The organism is Bacillus sp. SN32, assembly GCF_002837495.1.
Classification (GTDB): Bacteria; Bacillota; Bacilli; order Bacillales; family Bacillaceae; genus Bacillus; species Bacillus subtilis.
Genome location: NZ_PJCT01000001.1, coordinates 479,050 through 497,271, shown reverse-complemented (window position 1 = coordinate 497,271; position 18,222 = coordinate 479,050). Strand labels below are relative to the sequence as shown.

Sequence of the window (18,222 nt, the reverse complement as noted above, 5' to 3'; positions counted from 1 at the left end):
TTATTTCCACATTTATTCAAAAAACTGCAAGACGGACAATTTAACACCTTACATATGAAATTCGCTTTCTCAAAAGCTGCCGGCCGGCAGCTTTTTTACATAAAAAACACCGATCATGAATCGGCGTTTTTGTCTATTTCCGTTATTTCTATATAGAACTCGCTGACGGCCCCTGGTTCGTACAGGTTGGTCAATGATGTTGAATAATTTGTCATTTCCCCCCGGAAGGCAAGATCGCGTTCCGGAACCTCGACATTAAACGTTTTTTCATACAACAGGACAGCGATATCATGGTAAGTCTCACTCGTAACGTTTAAGGTAAATGCAATTTTTCGCTTCGGCTCGCTCTCCTCTTGATATGTAGCCATTTCTAACGTTACATTGTTTAACCGCAATGTCTTCACTTCATATCACTCCTTTATAGTCCATGCATCTTAGCATACCTTAGCGAATGTTTACAATGAATCTGTTCTTAACGGTTATATGAACCAATTCATTCGAAAAGACATCTTTACAAACATACGTTCGTTAAATTATAATAAAACAGACGAGCTGCCATCCAGCATCCCGTCTTTTCATTAGAAAGCGGCGAGTGGAATTCCCCCCGGATTCGCTCGTCTTTTTTATGTAAAAACCGCCTCATTTCTAAGGAGAAACTATATGGTCGATTATCAACAAGTCATGTTTCACCATGCGTACCTTGGCGCCTTGAATTTCCCCATCCTTTAATGAGAGCGGTCAATCAATTCTCATCATGTTTTTTTAGATAAACCAGCATCCATTCAGGAAGTATATGAGTGTATGCTTTTAAAGTTCTAGTTATTCGTGCGCTTCCATATCGATCCTGAACAATTCTGAATGAAATGCGATAACCCTGCTATCAAGTAGCATGTGTATGACTTAAATCATGGAAGCAGAATAAATTCAACACATCCGTAAAATGCGTACTATAACATAAGTTGTGTATTTCAAGCCCAATGTAATGCCTCGTATAGAACACTTCGGGAGAAGGGCCTATGGAATGCCCTCACTGTTTTACCCGCACCCGTAATAAACTCCTTTCAGTATGTCCATTTAGAGATTCATTGCAATTATCTTCGAATTTTGTTCTGAACTATAAATCATTATATATTTTTAAACACTGTATTCCAGACTGACACATCTTCTTGTCCAAGACTCCAGCTGCCAAGACCTTTCAGATTATATTTTTGAGCGAGTTTTATTTTTGCTCTGAGTGACTGTTCATTTTCAAACCATAATGTATATGTTCCCGAAGGCAACGGCCCCTTGTTATCGTGATTGACAGTAAAAATAGCTTTTGGAGATTGACTCTTGGTGTCAAAAATAATTGTCCCGCTATGCCTTTTTACTAAGGAGTCAACAAGGTAAAGGGGAATGGCTTGAGAGGCAGATTGGCCTTCCATCCAGCAGCGGCCATAGAATGGCAATCCTAAAACTAGTTTTTGAGGAGAGATTTTTTGGGTCAGAACATATTGAATGGACTTTTCCACCCATCCTACACTTGCGGTAGGCCCAGCAAGGCGGCTTTCATCATAGGCCATAACCATAAGATAATCTGCATATTTAGCTAAATACTCGTAATCATATGATCCGTGCCAGCCCTTCGTCCAGCCAAAAGGATTTGCCGCCACTGCAACTGATACTTCTTTATGTCTAGGAATACTTTTCCTTACTAATCTAATAAAATCTGTAAATAGATTCCGATCTTTTTCTGTAAGGTTTTCTATATCGATATTAACTCCGTCCAAATCCAGTTCTTCTATTGCATGAGAAATTTGTTTAGCTAAAAGAACTCGGTTCATTAATGCAAATCGTCCCAAATCCTGATCCCAATGATTGCTTAGAAAAGGAACTACTTTTAATTTTCTTCTATGAAGAGCTTTAATCACATCGGGATTAGCTGAACGGAGAAGTAATGATCCATCTTTTCTGATATAGAAAAAATCAGGAGACACAACATTTAATACTCCGTTCGTTTGATCAACGTGTTGAATAAAATCCCATCCTAATCCAGAATAGAAATAGCTCATTTGAAACATCTCATAACCCCTTCATCCCCAAAAATATCAAGTTCCCCACAAATAAAAAAATGAGGATTGTCATTTCAATTTGATTCGTTTCCGAAACCTCAAAGATTACCTTTCTCTTATCTTTATAATTTGTCCAGGATAAATTCTATCTGAAGAAAGCTTATTAAGATTCATAAGTTGTTGTACCGGAATTTTAAAGGATTTGGCAATCGTCCATAATGTATCGCCGGATTCCACATGATACACTTCGTATGTTACAGGAAATTCCATATAACGAGGCGTTCTTTTTACTTTATTCGCTTGATTTCTTATTTTAGGTATTTTCCCCTTCATTCATATTACTCTCCTTTAGAATAATTTGTTATTAATATTTCTAAACAGTTTCTCTCTAATCTTAATGATTTGTCCAGCATATATTTGATCTGATTTGAAATGATTAAGCTCCATGAGTTGCTGCAGGGAAACATTATACTTCCTGGAAATTATTGATAATGTTTCACCGGGAGTAACATGATGGATCACGTATTTTTCTTTGAGAACATCTACATAATGAATGGTTTCCCCTAAGTTTCTTATAATTCCTCTGCTTTTTAGCACCTCAAGCATTCTCTCGGCTCTATGCCGATAGGACTCATTCTTTACAGCCTTTTTACCGTTTATCTGAATCTTTTTTCTCTCGCTATCATGATTCAAATAGTATTTAACCTTTTCCAAAGTTTCTTTTGGGGAGGAAGAAACGATGAGATCGCGGCCAGGTTTGAATTTATCTCGAACTGCTGGTGTATCCGATGTCAATAAAAACCCCCCGGAACCAAGAATCTCATAGGTGCGTTGCGTAAGTTGGCTTTCACAGTTTTGCAAACCGATAATGATTTTTGCTGAACTGTAAACTTTATATGCTTCAGTATAATCAAGGTATCCATGGATCCAATTGCGGGAAATTTCTCTTCCTATATATTTACTCATTTTTTCCCAGTTTCTCCCCCAAAAATCAATGCGAATACCCTTCCGTATAAGAGGACGAATAAGCGTTTTTAAAGAGGACGAACGGAACACTTCCGGATGTTCTTCAAGAAAATTAGGGTAAGCATTAGCCACCACTGCTATATCACAACTGTATTTTGCTAATGGTTTAATCTGGTGATGTATACTTTCGTGAAATGCAAAGTCTAAGTGAGCTGCTTTAATCCCCATGCTTTCATAAGTTTTACACAGAGAAGGCGTAACCGTGAAAACAAAATCCGGTTTCATCTTTTTAATTAACGGGATAGTAAAGTTTTGAGTGTGCAGCGGGTCTTCAGTTGCCCAATAAACGAGAGGGATATTCACCTTTTTAGTAGCGTTGCGAATCCAAGCCTGCTTTTCCCTTGAATGCTCTGGTGTCCATCCCATAGATACTATTAGATCTGGTTTAAATTCGTCTATCATTTCAGTGATATTTTCCCGACTTACAGGACCGGAAATCATTACGGTATGTCCTGCTTCCCTAAACCCATTCGGTAAACCATAGAGCCACATGGGATGACTCTCAAGGAAAAGAATTTTCACACATTTCCATCCTCTCTTTCACTTTTTAATGTCTACTTTATTGGTATGTATATGTAATATAACTTGTCGCGGTACTAGTCTATAAAAAACGTTCAGGTGTGAGATCACGAGATAGCTTGTGTGGGATGCCCCACAAAAAAAGAAAGCAACCTACAACATATTTTCCTATGTGGTTATTCAGGACATAAGGATTCCTTTAAATATTTTTAAAAGTATTAGAATACAAGGACAGGGATATTATTTTTTATTAAAAGTCAAGAAAATGTTTAATTTTATTAATAATTAAGAAACCAGATGAAATGTCACACATTTTATAAACAAAAAGAGAGGATAGATGAACAGGGTGAAAATGCCTGTATTCAACTATCCTTTTTTTGTACAACAAATGACCTCATTTACTACAACAACGGTGTTGTTTGTTTTTCAACTAACGCCCCCGTTACTTTAAGTACATTTATTCACAAAGTAATCTTTTTTACAGGTCATTTAGTGGTAGCCCCAGGAAAATGCGAATTTACAACGTTAATCAAATTCAAACATAAAAAAGTCGAATTCCCTGTCCTTTAAGGAAAACGACTTTTTTATACGACTTCTTCAAGTAAATCCCCATTAACCTTTTTTGGGGACTATTTGTAATCTCTACGAAGTGAAATTATACCTGTGCTAGCCCGCCATCTACGAACAATTCAACACCCGTCAAGTAACTGCTTTCGTCTGAAGCAAGGAAAGATACAGCGTTTGCTACTTCTTCAGGTGTCCCAACTTTTCCAGCTGGAACAGAATTTCTGCTATTTTCCATTACTTCTTCAAGTGCATCACCAAAAAGCTCATCGTAGGCAGGTGTAAGAATACCTCCTGGACTAACCACATTTACACGGATTTCAGTACCTTTTAGGTCAAGAATCCAGTTGCGAACCAGTGCTCTTAATGCTGCTTTAGATGCTCCATATACACTAAACGCTGGGTTGCCAATTGATCCAGCAGTAGAGCCCGTTACAATAATAGAACCTACTTTGTTCGGGAATAGTGATAACGCTTTTTGAACAGTAAAGATGGTTCCTTTAACGTTAATGTCGAACGTTCTATCAACCTGCTCTTCAGTAATTTCACCTAATGGAAGGAAGTTGCCGATGCCTGCATTAGCAAAAAGAATGTCCAACTTACCTTTTTCCTGCTTTATAATGTCATATAGTTTGTCTAAGTCTTCAAGCTTAGAAATATCACCTTGAACACCGGTTACGTTCTTGCCAATTTGGTTAACAGCTTTATCAAGTTCGTTTTGTCTACGTCCCGTGATATAAACATATGCACCTTCGTTTACAAATTTTTGTGCTGTAGCAAGACCAATCCCACTTGTTCCACCCGTTACAAGCGCTATTTTACCTTCAAATTTACCCATACTTAACACTCCTTTAGAATTAATTTTATTTTATGTCTAGTACCTTTAAGTACTTGAAGAACAACTTACAAGATATAGTATCCTTCAGTAAGCCCATTATCGGAAGTACCCACTTTTTTGTGATATAGTAACTAAAAAGTAATAAATGTGGAATGGAGAGCTTTAGACATGAAAAAATTTAGTTGTGGGTTTGAAGTGACAAAGGAAGTTATTGGCGGAAAATGGAAAGGTATTGTATTATACTTTTTAATGAATGGACCAAAGAGAACGAGTGAATTAAAGCGCATTATCCCAAATATAACTCAGAAAATGCTGATTCAAACACTTAGAGAGCTTGAAGCCAGTGGACTTGTGAGCAGAAAGATGTATAATCAAGTGCCACCGAAGGTTGAATATTCATCCACTGAACTTGGAGAATCTCTTAAACCTATCTTGCAGGAGCTCTGTCAATGGGGAAGCCATTATGCGGAGCAAGAGTATACAGAAGGTGAATATGAAATTGTACAACCAGAACAACTAAGTTAGGATTGATGTAGCTGCTGAAGTAAATGCTAAGCAACTTCAATACCATCACCTAACAGATGAAGAACAGTCAGAAATAAATGAGATATTCAATTTTGAAAGTGAAGTTCTAATAAGAAGTGTCATCGACTATATTCAGGAGAACTTTGATGAAATTCAAAAAAGAGCTGTTTCAAATGTTAAAGAGAAGGTTCAGAAACTTAGCCAAAAAATAAATGAAGATATTGATAATAATATTTAATGCCTATGATCACTAGATAGGCATATTTTCTTTCGGATAAAAAAGAAAAGACGTACAAATTGTACGCCTTAATCTGCTTCTGTACTATCAATTTTTCACTGCATAAAAGTCACAGTTCAGGTTGCACCTCAGGTCACACTTTTATTGAGCTTAGTGCGGGTCACACTTCGCTGAAAATTAACGCTGAGTGTTCGGATTTTACTGTGACTCCACTTCCTTTTACACTCCGTATCACACAACGGAATAATTAACGATTATCAATTGTCTCCGGATACAAATCATGGTTCATCATACGGTATTCGGCCATTTTCTCATACTTCGTGCCAGGCTTTCCGTAGTTTGTGTACGGGTCAATGGAAATTCCGCCTCTTGGCGTGAATTTGCCCCATACTTCGATGTAGCGCGGGTCCATTAATTCAATCAAGTCATTCATGATGATATTCATGCAGTCCTCGTGGAAGTCACCATGGTTTCTGAAGCTGAATAGATACAGCTTTAATGATTTGCTTTCAACCATTTTTTCATCAGGAATGTAGCTGATGTAGATTGTCGCAAAGTCAGGCTGCCCTGTTTTAGGACATAAAGATGTGAATTCCGGACAATTGAATTTTACAAAGTAGTCACGGTTTACATGTTTATTCGGGAAGGATTCCAGCACGTCCGGTGCATATTCGAACAAATAATTTGTACCTTGGTTGCCTAGCAATGTTACACCTTCTAATTCTGATTCTTTTCTTGTCGTCATGTTCATCTTCCTTTCTATTATACTCCGCGTTTGTTGCCCCATAACAGGGTGTGCAGCTGCGGGAGCACTCTGACGAGATTCAGCTCCGCATCGACAGCTACCTTATCAACAAGCGCTTCATATTTTCCAAGCAAATGTGCAATCAGTGACTGATCATCTGTCGTATGCACGTCATCATTTCCGACTTGTAAATAAAACGGGATTCCCGGATACCGCTTGTGCACAGTTTTGGCAAATTCCAGATCTTCATCATTAAAGATGACAACCTTCAAGCTGACAGCATGCTGTCTATCATTCTCTTGAAGTGAAGTTAAAATGTGGTCAAGCTTTTGAAAGTTCGTTACCATTTTTGAGCTTGGCGGTTTTGGAGAAATTGTCAGGTCATCAATCAGCGTAAACCAATCCTGATAAACGGTCCCTTGAGTTTCAAGCGCTGCACGGATGTTATTTTCCTTCAGCAGTTCAATAAAAGCATCCAGCTGTTTTAACAGAGCCGGGTTGCCGCCTGAGATCGTCACATGAGAAAACGCATCTCCCCCAATGTCCTTAAGCTCCGCAAAAATCTCCTCCGCCGTCATCCAGCGAATATCTTTTTTAGCAGACCCGTCCCAAGTGAAGGCGGAGTCACACCAACTGCAGGAATAATCGCAGCCGGCTGTCCGGACGAACATCGTTTTCTGTCCAATCACCATGCCTTCTCCTTGAATCGTCGGGCCGAAAATTTCTAATACAGGAATTCCTTTAGCCATTCAAACCACCCTTTTTCGGACGGTAGACACAGTAGCTTGTCGGTGTTTCACGGACAAACACCTGTACACAGGTCGGCTTATTCTCCAAAGTGTCTAAATAAGCCTGCACCTTGTCATAAATCGTTTTCGCCACGACTTCTGTTGTCGGCAGCGAATACCGGTCGTCCTGAGAAAAATCTTCATGATCATTTAATAGCGTGTGATCATAGTTTCCGTGCACCAGTTTTTTGAGTACGCTGAAATTGACAAGAAAGCCTGAATCGTCAAGTTCGTCGCCGGCAACGGTTATATTTACGGTATACGTATGCCCGTGAACCCTGCTGCACGCTCCCGCACTTTCCCGAGGGATAAAATGAGCAGCTGAGATGTGCATGTCCTTATTCAGTTCAAATGAATATGGATGCTGGGCCTGCGGATAAATTTGAGATAACAATTTATGCACGCTCTCCTTTCATCGCCATATATTCTTCATAACCTTTTGAACGAAGGTGGCATGCCGGACATTCGCCGCAGCCGTCCGCGATGATGCCGTTATAGCAGGTCAGCGTGTTGTTTTTCACAAAATCCAGCGCGCCAAGCTCATCTGCAAGCTTCCACGTTTCCGCCTTATTGAGCCACATGAGAGGCGTGTGGATCACAAACGGCTTCTCCATTGCCAGATTTACCGTGACATTGCAAGATTTCACGAATTCGTCACGGCAGTCAGGATAACCGCTGAAGTCTGTCTCGCAAACTCCTGTAATAATGTGGCGCGCGCCAATTTGGTAAGCCAGGATAGACGCAAAGGATAAGAATACCAAATTGCGGCCTGGAACGAATGTGGATGGCAGTTCTCCGTCTTTTACTTCTATCTCAATATCATTTCTAGTCAGGGCATTCGGTGCAAGCTGATTTAAAAGTGACATATCAAGCAAATGATTTTTCACACCAAGCTTTTCCGCAATGGATTTTGCCACTTCAATTTCCTGCGAATGTCGCTGATTATAATGAAAAGTCACCGTTTCGACTTCTTCGAATTCTTTTAAGGCCCACAATAAGCATGTTGTACTGTCTTGACCGCCGCTAAATACGACAATTGCTTTTTCTTTTTTCATGATTCCTCTCCTTCTCCGCAATAAAAAAGTCGGCGAGAGACATCGCTACAGCTAATTCACGCAAAAAAACACCTTTTTTCGGAAGGTGCTCTAGAAAAACATAAAAAAGGCCGTATCCAAGGATACAGCTCGTCCTTAGTTTTTTATAGAGGGTGTAGCTAGAACCTCTCCCGCATATCGCACGGATTTTCTTCAATTTTTTCACTTCTGCTATCTTACCATAATGATGTTTTTCTTGACAATAAAAAAGTCAGTCCCCGGTTCCTAGATCAATTATCGCTCTATAGTGACGGTTCGTTTCATTATATATATTTATAAACTGCGCCGCCGAGGAGCTTTTTTGCAAAGCAAAGCGCCTATGAAGGCCAGGCTCACATAGCCAAACAAGGGATAAATCGTTGAAATAAGCTTGCCATACCCTATTTGGCTCGTAATATAAGCCGTGATCATAATAGCTGCAAAGATATATTTGCTTTTCACTGGAAGAAAGCTTTGCACTTGTTTTTCTAATCCATATAGATTACCGATAACTGATGTGAACACTTCTCCGAAAATAATGAGTAAATAAATCAAATGGACAGAACGTGCAAAGAGATAAACCACTTGCGCCATCGGTATATCATACAAAAATACATCCGGAAGAGTCGACAAAGACAGAAAACTCGCGGACAGCACAATCGTCAGCATCGTGCCTCCGATTAAAGCGCCTTTTTTTATCACTTTCTCCGATGACATTTCATTCGCCAGCGGAACCAAAACAGCTTGGGCAAGCGATAAATTCAAAGCCCCGTAAGAAACTGCTGATAACAGCCAATCCCAGCGATGTGGCCAGACCCACTGAGCTGCGTTACGTGATTCGCTGAATATAAAAGAGTCGGCCACCACAATCATTGAAAAGATGATTAAAAGAGGAACAACAAACACATTGACACCGAAAATGCCTTTTACTCCTCTAGTCATCACAATTAAGCTCAGACCGATTGTAATGAGCATCCCAATCTGAGCGGACATCCCCAGCTGTTCCTCAAAAAGCGCCCCTGCCCCTGAAAGCATAACAGATGTAACTCCAAGGAGAACAAACAGCATAAATACATTGATAATCCGCCCAGCCGTCGCCCCGAACAAAAATATGTTCATTTCTTGATATGACTTGGCATTGATTCGCTTTGAAATGATCATCAGCTTGGCCCCAAGTAACGTAAACATTCCGCCGCTGACGAGAATGCCGAATAAACCGAACCAGCCGAACTTCAGAAAAAACTCAACAATTTCCCTCCCAGTCGCAAATCCAGCTCCGACTACTGTGCCGACATACACAAAAGCAAGCTGACTTGCAGACCCTTTTGATTGTTCCATTTCTTCCCTCCGAACGAACCGCAGTTTTGTCCATATATGCCTTTTTATAACCTATGAGACAAGTTCCTTGAAAAGACGAAGAAAACATGTTTTACTTTGTAACAAATCAAAAATTTTTTGTGCATAAGACTTGAAAGTCAAAGATAGTCAGAGTATACTATTAATCAAAGTTGGTCAAACAAACCGGCCTTTTTTTAAAATCAATTGGTCAAAGATAGTCAAATATTCAGTCTGCTTTGAGCATATTGGTTTGAATGCCGTTAAGTTTGCCGTATACTAATAGTCAAAGAAGGTCAAATCCAATAGACCTTTTTATTCACTTTCATTGGTCAAAGAAGATCAAATCATTAAGGAGGTTTTGGCAAATGCGTTGTCAACATTGTCATCAAAACGAGGCGACGATTCGCCTTAACATGCAAATAAATTCCGTTCATAAACAGATGGTTCTTTGTGAAACTTGCTATAACGAACTGACCCGTAAACCTTCAATGAGTATGGGTCCTCAATCTTTCGGATTTCCGTTTGAACAGGCATTCCAGCCGAAAGAACAGAGCGCAGCAAAACAAAGCGGAAAAAAAGGGCTGCTTGATGAGCTGGCTCAAAATATTACAAACGGTGCTAAAGCCGGTCTCATTGATCCCGTCATCGGCCGTGATGATGAAGTGGCGCGAGTGATCGAAATTCTAAACCGCCGCAACAAAAACAATCCGGTTCTTATTGGGGAGCCGGGTGTAGGGAAAACTGCCATCGCTGAAGGACTCGCTTTAAAAATTGCTGAAGGCGATGTTCCAAACAAACTGAAAAACAAAGAGCTATATTTGCTTGATGTTGCATCCCTTGTTGCAAACACAGGGATCAGAGGCCAATTTGAGGAGAGAATGAAACAGCTGATCACTGAGTTGAAGGAACGAAAAAATGTCATTCTGTTCATTGATGAAATTCACCTTCTCGTCGGCGCAGGCTCTGCAGAAGGATCAATGGACGCCGGCAACATTCTCAAACCGGCCCTAGCCAGAGGCGAACTGCAAGTCATTGGCGCGACAACACTGAAAGAATATCGTCAAATCGAAAAAGATGCCGCGCTGGAAAGACGTTTTCAGCCTGTCATGGTGCAGGAGCCTTCAATTGAACAGGCTATCCTCATTCTGCAAGGGATTAAAGACAAATACGAGGCGTACCATGGCGTAACATTCAGTGATGAAGCAATCAAAGCATGTGTCACTTTATCATCCCGCTACATTCAGGACAGACACCTGCCGGATAAAGCAATTGATTTATTAGATGAAGCAGGTTCAAAAGCCAACCTGTTAATTGATGAACTGAATGACGAGGATGCCGCTGAACGCTTTACTGCAATTGAAGCCGAAAAAACAAAAGCCCTGGAAGAAGAAAATTACGAACTGGCGGCAAAACTCCGTGATGAAGAACTCGCATTGGAGAAAAAACTGAACAGCTCCTCCGCTCATACCGCTGTCACTGTGGAAGCTGAGCACATTCAGGAAATTGTTGAACAAAAAACAGGCATCCCTGTCGGCAAACTGCAGGCAGACGAACAAACGAAAATGAAAAAGCTTGAAGCAAAACTTCATGAACGCGTGATCGGACAAGAAGCCGCTGTTCAAAAAGTGGCAAAAGCGGTAAGACGAAGCCGCGCCGGATTAAAATCCAAAAACAGACCAGTCGGCTCCTTCCTCTTCGTAGGTCCTACCGGCGTAGGGAAAACAGAGCTTTCTAAAACACTGGCAGATGAATTATTCGGCACAAAAGACGCTATTATCCGACTCGATATGAGCGAATACATGGAGAAACACGCCGTATCTAAAATTATCGGTTCACCGCCTGGATATGTCGGCCATGAGGAAGCTGGACAATTAACTGAGAAAGTGCGCCGCAATCCTTACAGCATTGTGTTGCTGGATGAGATTGAAAAAGCACACCCAGACGTTCAGCATATGTTCCTGCAAATTATGGAAGATGGCCGTCTGACAGACAGCCAAGGCAGAACCGTAAGCTTCAAAGACACTGTCATCATCATGACAAGTAATGCGGGTGCTGGTGAGAAACAAACGAAAGTCGGTTTCCAATCAGATGACAGTGTCATCGAAGAACAAACATTAATTGATTCACTGAGCATGTTCTTTAAACCTGAGTTCCTCAACCGTTTTGACAGCATTATTGAGTTCCGCTCATTGGAAAAAGAACATCTTGTCAAAATCGTCAGCCTTCTTCTTGGAGAACTTGAAGAAACATTGGCTGAACGGGGCATTAGCTTGAATGTGACAGATGAAGCGAAAGAAAAAATCGCTGAGCTGGGCTACCACCCTTCATTCGGTGCACGTCCGCTTAGAAGAACCATCCAAGAATGGGTTGAGGATGAAATGACCGATCTGCTGCTTGATAATGGCGAGATCACAAGTTTTCACGTGATTTTAGAAGATGATAAAATCAAAGTGCGAGCGAAATAACAATCAGCGGTTTCCTTTTAGGAATCCGCTTTTTTTATGCTTTCATACTCTTGACTTAGAAAATACCGTCCCTTCCCCTGAAGCGCTACTTCCCTTCATCCTTTACACTTTTTTTAAGGAGGGATGGACCATGTTTATATACAGTGAATATGTATTTCTACTATTATATGAATACCATCTGAAGGACAGCTTGCAAGAAAGCTGCCATTTTCAGTAGACCCCAGGGCTTTTCAATTTTGGAGAGCCCGTTTTTGTTTATTTCTCCCTTCTATGCCTCTTCCTTGAATATTTCATGAACAAATTCACAATGTCCCTAAAGTTCCGGGCACCAAAACCGATATTAACCATAGACAAGCTAGTAAAAAAGGATTTGGTGAAAACTATGGATAAAACTTCGTTAATCGGTATTATTCTTGCTTTTGTGGCATTGAGCGTCGGGATGGTTCTGAAAGGCGTCAGTTTCAGCGCCCTTGCAAACCCCGCTGCCATTTTAATTATTATCGCCGGGACAATCTCAGCAGTCGTTATTGCGTTCCCAACAAAAGAAATTAAAAAAGTGCCTGCGCTGTTTCGAGTGTTATTTAAGGAAAATAAACAGCTCACAATAGAGGAACTCATTCCTATGTTCTCTGAATGGGCTCAGCTTGCACGCCGCGAAGGTCTGCTTGCTTTAGAAGCAAGCATCGAGGATGTAGATGATGCTTTCTTGAAAAACGGGCTCAGCATGGCTGTTGACGGGCAAAGCGCGGAATTTATCAGAGATATTATGACAGAGGAAGTCGAAGCAATGGAGGACAGACACCAAGCCGGAGCCGCTATTTTTACACAAGCGGGAACGTACGCCCCGACACTTGGAGTACTCGGCGCTGTAATCGGGCTGATTGCCGCTCTCTCTCATATGGACAATACAGATGAGCTTGGACACGCCATCAGTGCCGCCTTTGTTGCCACACTTCTCGGTATCTTTACAGGGTATGTGTTATGGCATCCTTTCGCAAATAAATTAAAACGAAAATCAAAACAAGAAGTAAAACTGCGTGAGGTCATGATTGAAGGTGTTTTATCCGTTTTAGAAGGACAAGCACCGAAAGTCATCGAACAAAAGCTTTTAATGTATCTTCCTGCGAAGGACCGCTTGAAATTTGCAGAACAAGGAGAGGCGCAAAATGGCGAGAAAAAAGAAGAAGAAGCATGAGGACGAGCACGTTGATGAATCATGGCTCGTTCCTTACGCCGACATCCTTACTCTTCTCCTGGCATTGTTTATTGTGCTGTACGCGAGCAGCTCGATTGACGCAGCTAAGTTTCAAATGCTCTCAAAATCATTTAATGAAGTTTTTACAGGCGGCACCGGTGTACTGGACTACTCCAGTGTCACTCCTCCTGAAAACGAGTCAGACGGCATCGATGAAGTGAAAAAGGAAAAAGAAGAGAAAGAGAAAAACAAGAAAGAAAAAGAAAAAGCAGCTGATCAAGAAGAACTTGAAAATGTGAAGAGCCAGGTGGAAAAGTTCATCAAAGATAAAAAGCTGGAACATCAGCTGGAGACGAAGATGACTAGTGAAGGCCTTCTGATTACGATTAAAGACAGCATCTTCTTTGATTCTGGAAAAGCGACCATCCGTAAGGAAGATGTGCCGCTTGCAAAAGAAATTTCAAATCTTCTTGTGATTAACCCGCCAAGAAATATCATTATCAGCGGACATACTGATAATATGCCAATTAAAAATTCTGAATTCCAATCAAACTGGCATTTAAGCGTCATGAGAGCGGTAAACTTTATGGGGCTCCTGATTGAAAACCCCAAGCTCGATGCAAAAGTGTTCAGCGCCAAGGGTTATGGCGAGTATAAACCGGTGGCTTCCAATAAAACTGCGGAAGGCCGAAGCAAAAACCGGCGGGTTGAAGTTCTCATTTTGCCGAGAGGCGCAGCGGAAACAAATGAAAAATAGCAAAAAAGGAAGCCTTGTGACATATCAGGCTTCCTTTTTTTACTTATTATGAAACTGTTTTGCGTTTAATCCTACTCTTTTTAACATTTCTGTGCACATCTCTACCTCTTCTTCGCTTAATACGCTGATCATTTCATCAATTTCAGCAGCGTGATCAGGGAAAATATCATTCAAAAGACCGATGCCTTTTTCAGTAATTTGCGCAAATGTCACTCGTCTGTCTGTAGGAGACGCTTTCCGAATGAGAAGTTCTTTTTGCTCCAGCTTATCTACAACGTATGTGATGCTCCCGCTAGCCAAGAGAATTTTATCTCCTATCTGCTGTAGCGGCTGATCGCCTTTATGGTACAAAAGCTCTAGCACAGCAAATTCAGTCGGATTCAGCCCATGCTTATGAATATGCTTATTCATATGATCGTTAATAGACCGATACGCGCGCGACAGCACGATAAATAACTTCAGTGATTTTTCTGTCATGTCTCAATCATCCTTTTAGAAACCGTTACAGAGAAACATTAATAAACAAAGACCAAAATGTCAATAAAAATCTTTCCAATATTTCTCTTCTTTTTTAAAATGTAAGCTTGCCAACACCTTTTTCTAATTTTTTTGGTTATTTTTTCTTATTAAAGAAGAAGAAACAATGATATAATACCTCTAATCAGGTGTATGTTGGAGCGATGCAAATTGAAAATACTAAAAGGCGCCTGCGGGAGAGTCAAACTTTATATCATACTGGTCGTGATTCCGGCAATCGTCATCAGCTTTTTCGTATATGAAAAAGAAAAAGATACAATAGCTGCAGAACATAAACAAGAAGCAAGTGTCCTGCTAAACCTTCACCGCAACAAAATCAATTATTTAATCGGAGAAACAATGGCGAGAATGACCTCCTTGTCCATCGCCATCGACAGACCGGTTGATATAAAGAAAATGCAGTCAATTTTGGAAAAGACCTTTGATTCAGAGCCGAGATTTTCCGGTCTCTATTTTCTCAATGCCAAAGGAGACGTCACCGCAAGCACAACCGAATTAAAAACGAAAGTAAACCTGGCCGACAGATCTTTTTTTACAAAAGCAAAGGAAACTAAAAAGACAGTCATTTCAGATAGTTATTCGAGCAGAATTACTGGTCAGCCAATTTTCACAATTTGTGTGCCTGTCCTGGACTCAAAACGTAATGTGACAGATTATCTTGTCGCAGCTATTCAAATTGATTATTTGAAAAATCTCATTAACTTACTAAGCCCTGATGTTTATATTGAAGTTGTGAACCAAGACGGGAAAATGATTTTTGCGAGCGGACAAGCCTCTCATGCAGAGGATCAGAAACCTGTCAGCGGATATCTGGATGATATCAGCTGGAATATGAAAGTCTATCCGAACCCGGTCACAATAGAAGAACTGACGAAAAGCCTTGTGCTTCCGCTTTCATGTATTATTGTTCTGCTGAATATCCTATTTATTCTCGTGCTGTATTATTTGCTGAAGCGGCAGACCCAGCTGGAGCGGTCAGAAAATGAGGCGCAAAAATTAGAGCTGATCGGGACGCTTGCTGCCAGCACAGCCCATGAAATCCGTAACCCCCTCACCGGCATAAGCGGCTTCATTCAGCTGTTGCAAAAGAAATATAAAGGTGAGGAAGATCAACTTTACTTCTCCATTATCGAACAGGAGATAAAGCGCATCAATCAAATAGTGAGTGAGTTTCTTGTTCTCGGCAAGCCGACAGCTGAAAAATGGGAGCTGAACTCACTTCAGGACATTATCGGAGAAATTATGCCGATCATTTATTCTGAGGGCAATCTATACAATGTTGAAGTCGAATTACAGTATTTAACCGAGCAGCCCTTACTCGTAAAATGTACAAAAGATCATATTAAACAAGTGATTTTAAATGTAGCAAAAAATGGCCTCGAGTCAATGCCTGAAGGAGGCAAACTGACGATCTCCCTGGGAGCTTTAGATAAAAAAGCCATAATCAAAGTTGTGGATAACGGTGAAGGGATTTCTCAGGAAATGCTGGATCACATCTTCCTTCCCTTTGTTACTTCTAAAGAAAAAGGAACCGGGCTCGGCCTTGTTGTTTGTAAACGGATCGTGCTGATGTACGGAGGCTCTATTCATATTGAAAGTGAAGTGCGAAGAGGCACAGAGGTGACAATCACCCTCCCTGTATCCGCTTCATAGCCCCCCTGACCATGTCAGGAGGGTTTTTTATCTTCGTGATCGGGTATTGCCATTCGATTTGCTTGCTGGTCTTCCAGAAAAAAGGATTTTGATGAAACGCAACAGCATTTTCAAAAGCAAAAAAAACATAAAAAATACTAAAAAACCCTTTATACCTTCCGTGGCATCTAAAAACTCCATATTCCCTCTCCCCGTCACCTTTTGCTGAATCTCAATCGCAAATACGATGACAATGATGACTGTAACGGTATAGATAAAGGACAAGGCTGTCATACTCCATTTAGAAAGCCATGTAAACAAAGCGTGAGTGACGGCGAAAAAGAATATGCCAAAAATGCCGATCACCCAAAAATGCATTTCTTTGTCAGTTAAATCAATGCCAAATATTCCGCATAAGGAAATAAAAGCATCATGAAATTGATTGACCATTTCGGTAATGAGAATCGCCAGTTCTTTCATTAGTTCCCTCTTTCATATGAATTTTTCCCAGAAAAAAAGAGCGCTTCCGAAAAGCTCTCTCTTTATATATGCATCTGATAGGCCGCTATTTATTTGCATCATATGCTGGCATAACATCTCTGCGGGGCCACAAGCCTAATTTCTTTACAAGGCCTTGAATCCCTTGGGAATGTTCGTTTTCGTGCATAAGCTGGTGATATTCATTTATTAAACAATCCAGCTCCTGACTGTGCCTGATCGTGTCATGCCCTGTAAATCCCTGCTTTCTAGCGGCATCTATCATTAACTTTCTTTTTTCATCAATAGACACCAACAATCTTTCTTGTTCAGAAGAACCGCCCATTCACTTCACCCCTCGCCGCTAAGAAATAGGAAACAAGTTTGATTGGGTTATTGTGCATTATTACAGATTATACTTTATTTGTAAACATATTTTCATTAAATAAGTTAATTTTTCAGGTATAATAGATATATTGATAGGATTAGAAGAACAATACCCAGGTGAAGAATATCTTAAACACGCCGCCAGGCAGGAGGTATGCCCAATGAAGAAAAAGAATGCAATAATGCTCGGAGCGGCAGGCGGAAAAGCAATTTTGAAGAGGAAAAACCGAAAAAAATGTATTCAGCACATCACTACTTTTTTTCAGATGCTTCGCGATTGGCGTAATGGCGACTACCCTCGTTCACAGGTTAAAACACTTTTGCTGTTAACTGCCGCAATTCTGTATATCGTCATGCCGCTCGATATCATTCCAGACGTAATCCTCGGTCTTGGGTTCATTGACGATGCAGCTGTTTTAGGTTTGATTTGGACACTGATTAAAAAAGAACTGTCACAGTATGAAAAGTGGCGTTTGCAATAAATATAAAAAGCCCCGTTCGATGAACGGGGCTTTCTCATGCTTATTGATTCACGCTGTCTTTTTCATAAATCGGAACCCAGCCTTCAGTTGTGACAAAAATTCTCACCGCGACAACTTTGCGGTCCTCCTGAAGCGTGAAGTAATGACGGATATTCTCAGGCACAGAGATTAAATCTCCAGGGTTTAAACGGACATCAAAAAACGTGCCGTCCTTGCCTTGAATGACAAAAATACCGTGTCCGCTTACAATAAAACGAACCTCATCGTCTGTATGGTGATGCTCTCTTTTAAAGTTTTCAAGCAGTTCATCAAGTTTCGGATTGCTGTCTGACAATGAAATAACATCCTGTGCTTTATAGCCGCGGCGGGTTGAGATATCCTTAATTTCAGTTTCGAAGGTATCAAGAATTTGCTGTTTTTCTTCTTCTGTCAGGTCATATTTCTCTGAGAGATGTTCCGGAAGCTTCGTGATATCCCATTGCTCATAAATAACCTCTTGACTGTCCAGAAAGCTTGCCACTTCCTCTTGATTTTCAATCGTTGTATTTGCCTCATCATGAATTCGAATTGTAGCCATTTCAATTC

Annotated in this window: 20 protein-coding genes and 1 riboswitch; of the genes, 6 read left to right on the top strand and 14 right to left on the bottom strand. The window is 40.6% G+C overall.

Features of this window, described 5'->3' with window-relative positions; genetic code table 11:
• Positions 1 to 113: 113 nt before the first annotated feature.
• The 5 genes from CW370_RS02745 to CW370_RS02725 form a co-directional block, all read right to left on the bottom strand.
• Positions 114 to 404 (bottom strand): YkvR family protein, encoded by a 291-nt coding sequence (locus CW370_RS02745; RefSeq protein ID WP_024572583.1) that lies wholly within the window; start codon positions 402 to 404, stop codon positions 114 to 116.
• Between the two features lie 720 nt (positions 405 to 1,124).
• Positions 1,125 to 2,060, bottom strand: coding sequence for a glycosyl hydrolase family 18 protein (locus tag CW370_RS02740; protein ID WP_024572584.1), 936 nt, complete (start codon positions 2,058 to 2,060; stop codon positions 1,125 to 1,127).
• A 96-nt stretch (positions 2,061 to 2,156) separates the two neighbouring features.
• Positions 2,157 to 2,384 (bottom strand): LysM peptidoglycan-binding domain-containing protein, encoded by a 228-nt coding sequence (locus CW370_RS02735; RefSeq protein WP_017695061.1) that lies wholly within the window; start codon positions 2,382 to 2,384, stop codon positions 2,157 to 2,159.
• A gap of 15 nt (positions 2,385 to 2,399) precedes the next feature.
• Entirely contained in the window at positions 2,400 to 3,599 is a 1,200-nt protein-coding gene (gene ykvP, locus CW370_RS02730; protein ID WP_024572585.1) for a spore protein YkvP, read from the bottom strand.
• A 652-nt stretch (positions 3,600 to 4,251) separates the two neighbouring features.
• Entirely contained in the window at positions 4,252 to 4,998 is a 747-nt protein-coding gene (locus CW370_RS02725; RefSeq protein ID WP_024572586.1) for an SDR family NAD(P)-dependent oxidoreductase, read from the bottom strand.
• Positions 4,999 to 5,166: 168 nt separating this feature from the next.
• Between CW370_RS02725 and CW370_RS02720 the strand changes: the two genes are divergently transcribed.
• Positions 5,167 to 5,523 carry a winged helix-turn-helix transcriptional regulator gene (locus CW370_RS02720; protein ID WP_024572587.1) on the top strand — a complete coding sequence of 119 codons (357 nt, stop codon included), beginning with the start codon at positions 5,167 to 5,169 and terminating at the stop codon, positions 5,521 to 5,523.
• A gap of 485 nt (positions 5,524 to 6,008) precedes the next feature.
• Here CW370_RS02720 and queF read toward each other — a convergent pair whose 3' ends face one another.
• The 5 genes from queF to CW370_RS02695 form a co-directional block, all read right to left on the bottom strand.
• Positions 6,009 to 6,506, bottom strand: coding sequence for a preQ(1) synthase (gene queF, locus CW370_RS02715; RefSeq protein WP_003218613.1), 498 nt, complete (start codon positions 6,504 to 6,506; stop codon positions 6,009 to 6,011).
• A 17-nt stretch (positions 6,507 to 6,523) separates the two neighbouring features.
• Positions 6,524 to 7,255, bottom strand: a complete 732-nt coding sequence (gene queE / locus CW370_RS02710; RefSeq protein WP_003232460.1) for a 7-carboxy-7-deazaguanine synthase QueE — start codon at positions 7,253 to 7,255, stop codon at positions 6,524 to 6,526.
• On the bottom strand, positions 7,248 to 7,697 hold the full coding sequence (gene queD / locus CW370_RS02705) for a 6-carboxytetrahydropterin synthase QueD (RefSeq protein WP_080009794.1): 450 nt from the start codon (positions 7,695 to 7,697) through the stop codon (positions 7,248 to 7,250). The genes queE and queD overlap by 8 nt, the downstream gene beginning before the upstream one ends.
• Positions 7,690 to 8,349: a 7-cyano-7-deazaguanine synthase QueC gene (gene queC, locus CW370_RS02700; RefSeq protein WP_024572588.1), complete on the bottom strand. Its 660-nt coding sequence runs from the start codon at positions 8,347 to 8,349 to the stop codon at positions 7,690 to 7,692. The genes queD and queC overlap by 8 nt, the downstream gene beginning before the upstream one ends.
• Before the next feature lie 129 nt (positions 8,350 to 8,478).
• Positions 8,479 to 8,523: riboswitch (PreQ1 riboswitch) on the bottom strand.
• A gap of 138 nt (positions 8,524 to 8,661) precedes the next feature.
• A complete protein-coding gene (locus CW370_RS02695) occupies positions 8,662 to 9,705 on the bottom strand; it encodes a YkvI family membrane protein (protein ID WP_024572589.1) in 1,044 nt (347 codons plus the stop codon).
• 365 nt (positions 9,706 to 10,070) lie between these two features.
• On the opposite strand from CW370_RS02695, the gene clpE reads away from it, so the two are divergent.
• From clpE to motB, 3 genes are all read left to right on the top strand, one after another.
• Positions 10,071 to 12,170, top strand: coding sequence for an ATP-dependent protease ATP-binding subunit ClpE (gene clpE / locus CW370_RS02690; protein WP_029946223.1), 2,100 nt, complete (start codon positions 10,071 to 10,073; stop codon positions 12,168 to 12,170).
• Between the two features lie 382 nt (positions 12,171 to 12,552).
• Positions 12,553 to 13,365, top strand: a complete 813-nt coding sequence (motA, locus tag CW370_RS02685) for a flagellar motor stator protein MotA (protein ID WP_003238984.1) — start codon at positions 12,553 to 12,555, stop codon at positions 13,363 to 13,365.
• Positions 13,337 to 14,122: a flagellar motor protein MotB gene (gene motB, locus CW370_RS02680; RefSeq protein ID WP_003232473.1), complete on the top strand. Its 786-nt coding sequence runs from the start codon at positions 13,337 to 13,339 to the stop codon at positions 14,120 to 14,122. The genes motA and motB overlap by 29 nt, the downstream gene beginning before the upstream one ends.
• Positions 14,123 to 14,161: 39 nt before the next feature.
• On the opposite strand, the gene mhqR is transcribed toward motB, so the two are convergent.
• Positions 14,162 to 14,599: a MarR family transcriptional regulator MhqR gene (gene mhqR / locus CW370_RS02675; protein WP_003232475.1), complete on the bottom strand. Its 438-nt coding sequence runs from the start codon at positions 14,597 to 14,599 to the stop codon at positions 14,162 to 14,164.
• 192 nt (positions 14,600 to 14,791) lie between these two features.
• Between mhqR and kinD the strand changes: the two genes are divergently transcribed.
• Complete coding sequence (kinD, locus tag CW370_RS02670; RefSeq protein ID WP_072557174.1) at positions 14,792 to 16,312, top strand: sporulation kinase KinD; 1,521 nt, start codon at positions 14,792 to 14,794, stop codon at positions 16,310 to 16,312.
• A 27-nt stretch (positions 16,313 to 16,339) separates the two neighbouring features.
• Here kinD and CW370_RS02665 read toward each other — a convergent pair whose 3' ends face one another.
• Positions 16,340 to 16,771, bottom strand: a complete 432-nt coding sequence (locus CW370_RS02665; protein WP_024572990.1) for a hypothetical protein — start codon at positions 16,769 to 16,771, stop codon at positions 16,340 to 16,342.
• An 85-nt stretch (positions 16,772 to 16,856) separates the two neighbouring features.
• Complete coding sequence (spo0E, locus tag CW370_RS02660; protein ID WP_003232480.1) at positions 16,857 to 17,114, bottom strand: aspartyl-phosphate phosphatase Spo0E; 258 nt, start codon at positions 17,112 to 17,114, stop codon at positions 16,857 to 16,859.
• 202 nt (positions 17,115 to 17,316) lie between these two features.
• Here spo0E and CW370_RS02655 point away from each other — a divergent pair, with 202 nt between their 5' ends.
• The gene (locus CW370_RS02655) at positions 17,317 to 17,637 is read left to right on the top strand and encodes a YkvA family protein (RefSeq protein ID WP_024572991.1); all 321 of its coding nucleotides are present in this window, start codon (positions 17,317 to 17,319) and stop codon (positions 17,635 to 17,637) included.
• Positions 17,638 to 17,677: 40 nt separating this feature from the next.
• Here CW370_RS02655 and mtnD read toward each other — a convergent pair whose 3' ends face one another.
• Complete coding sequence (gene mtnD / locus CW370_RS02650; RefSeq protein WP_003232483.1) at positions 17,678 to 18,214, bottom strand: acireductone dioxygenase; 537 nt, start codon at positions 18,212 to 18,214, stop codon at positions 17,678 to 17,680.
• Between the last annotated feature and the right edge of the window lie 8 nt (positions 18,215 to 18,222).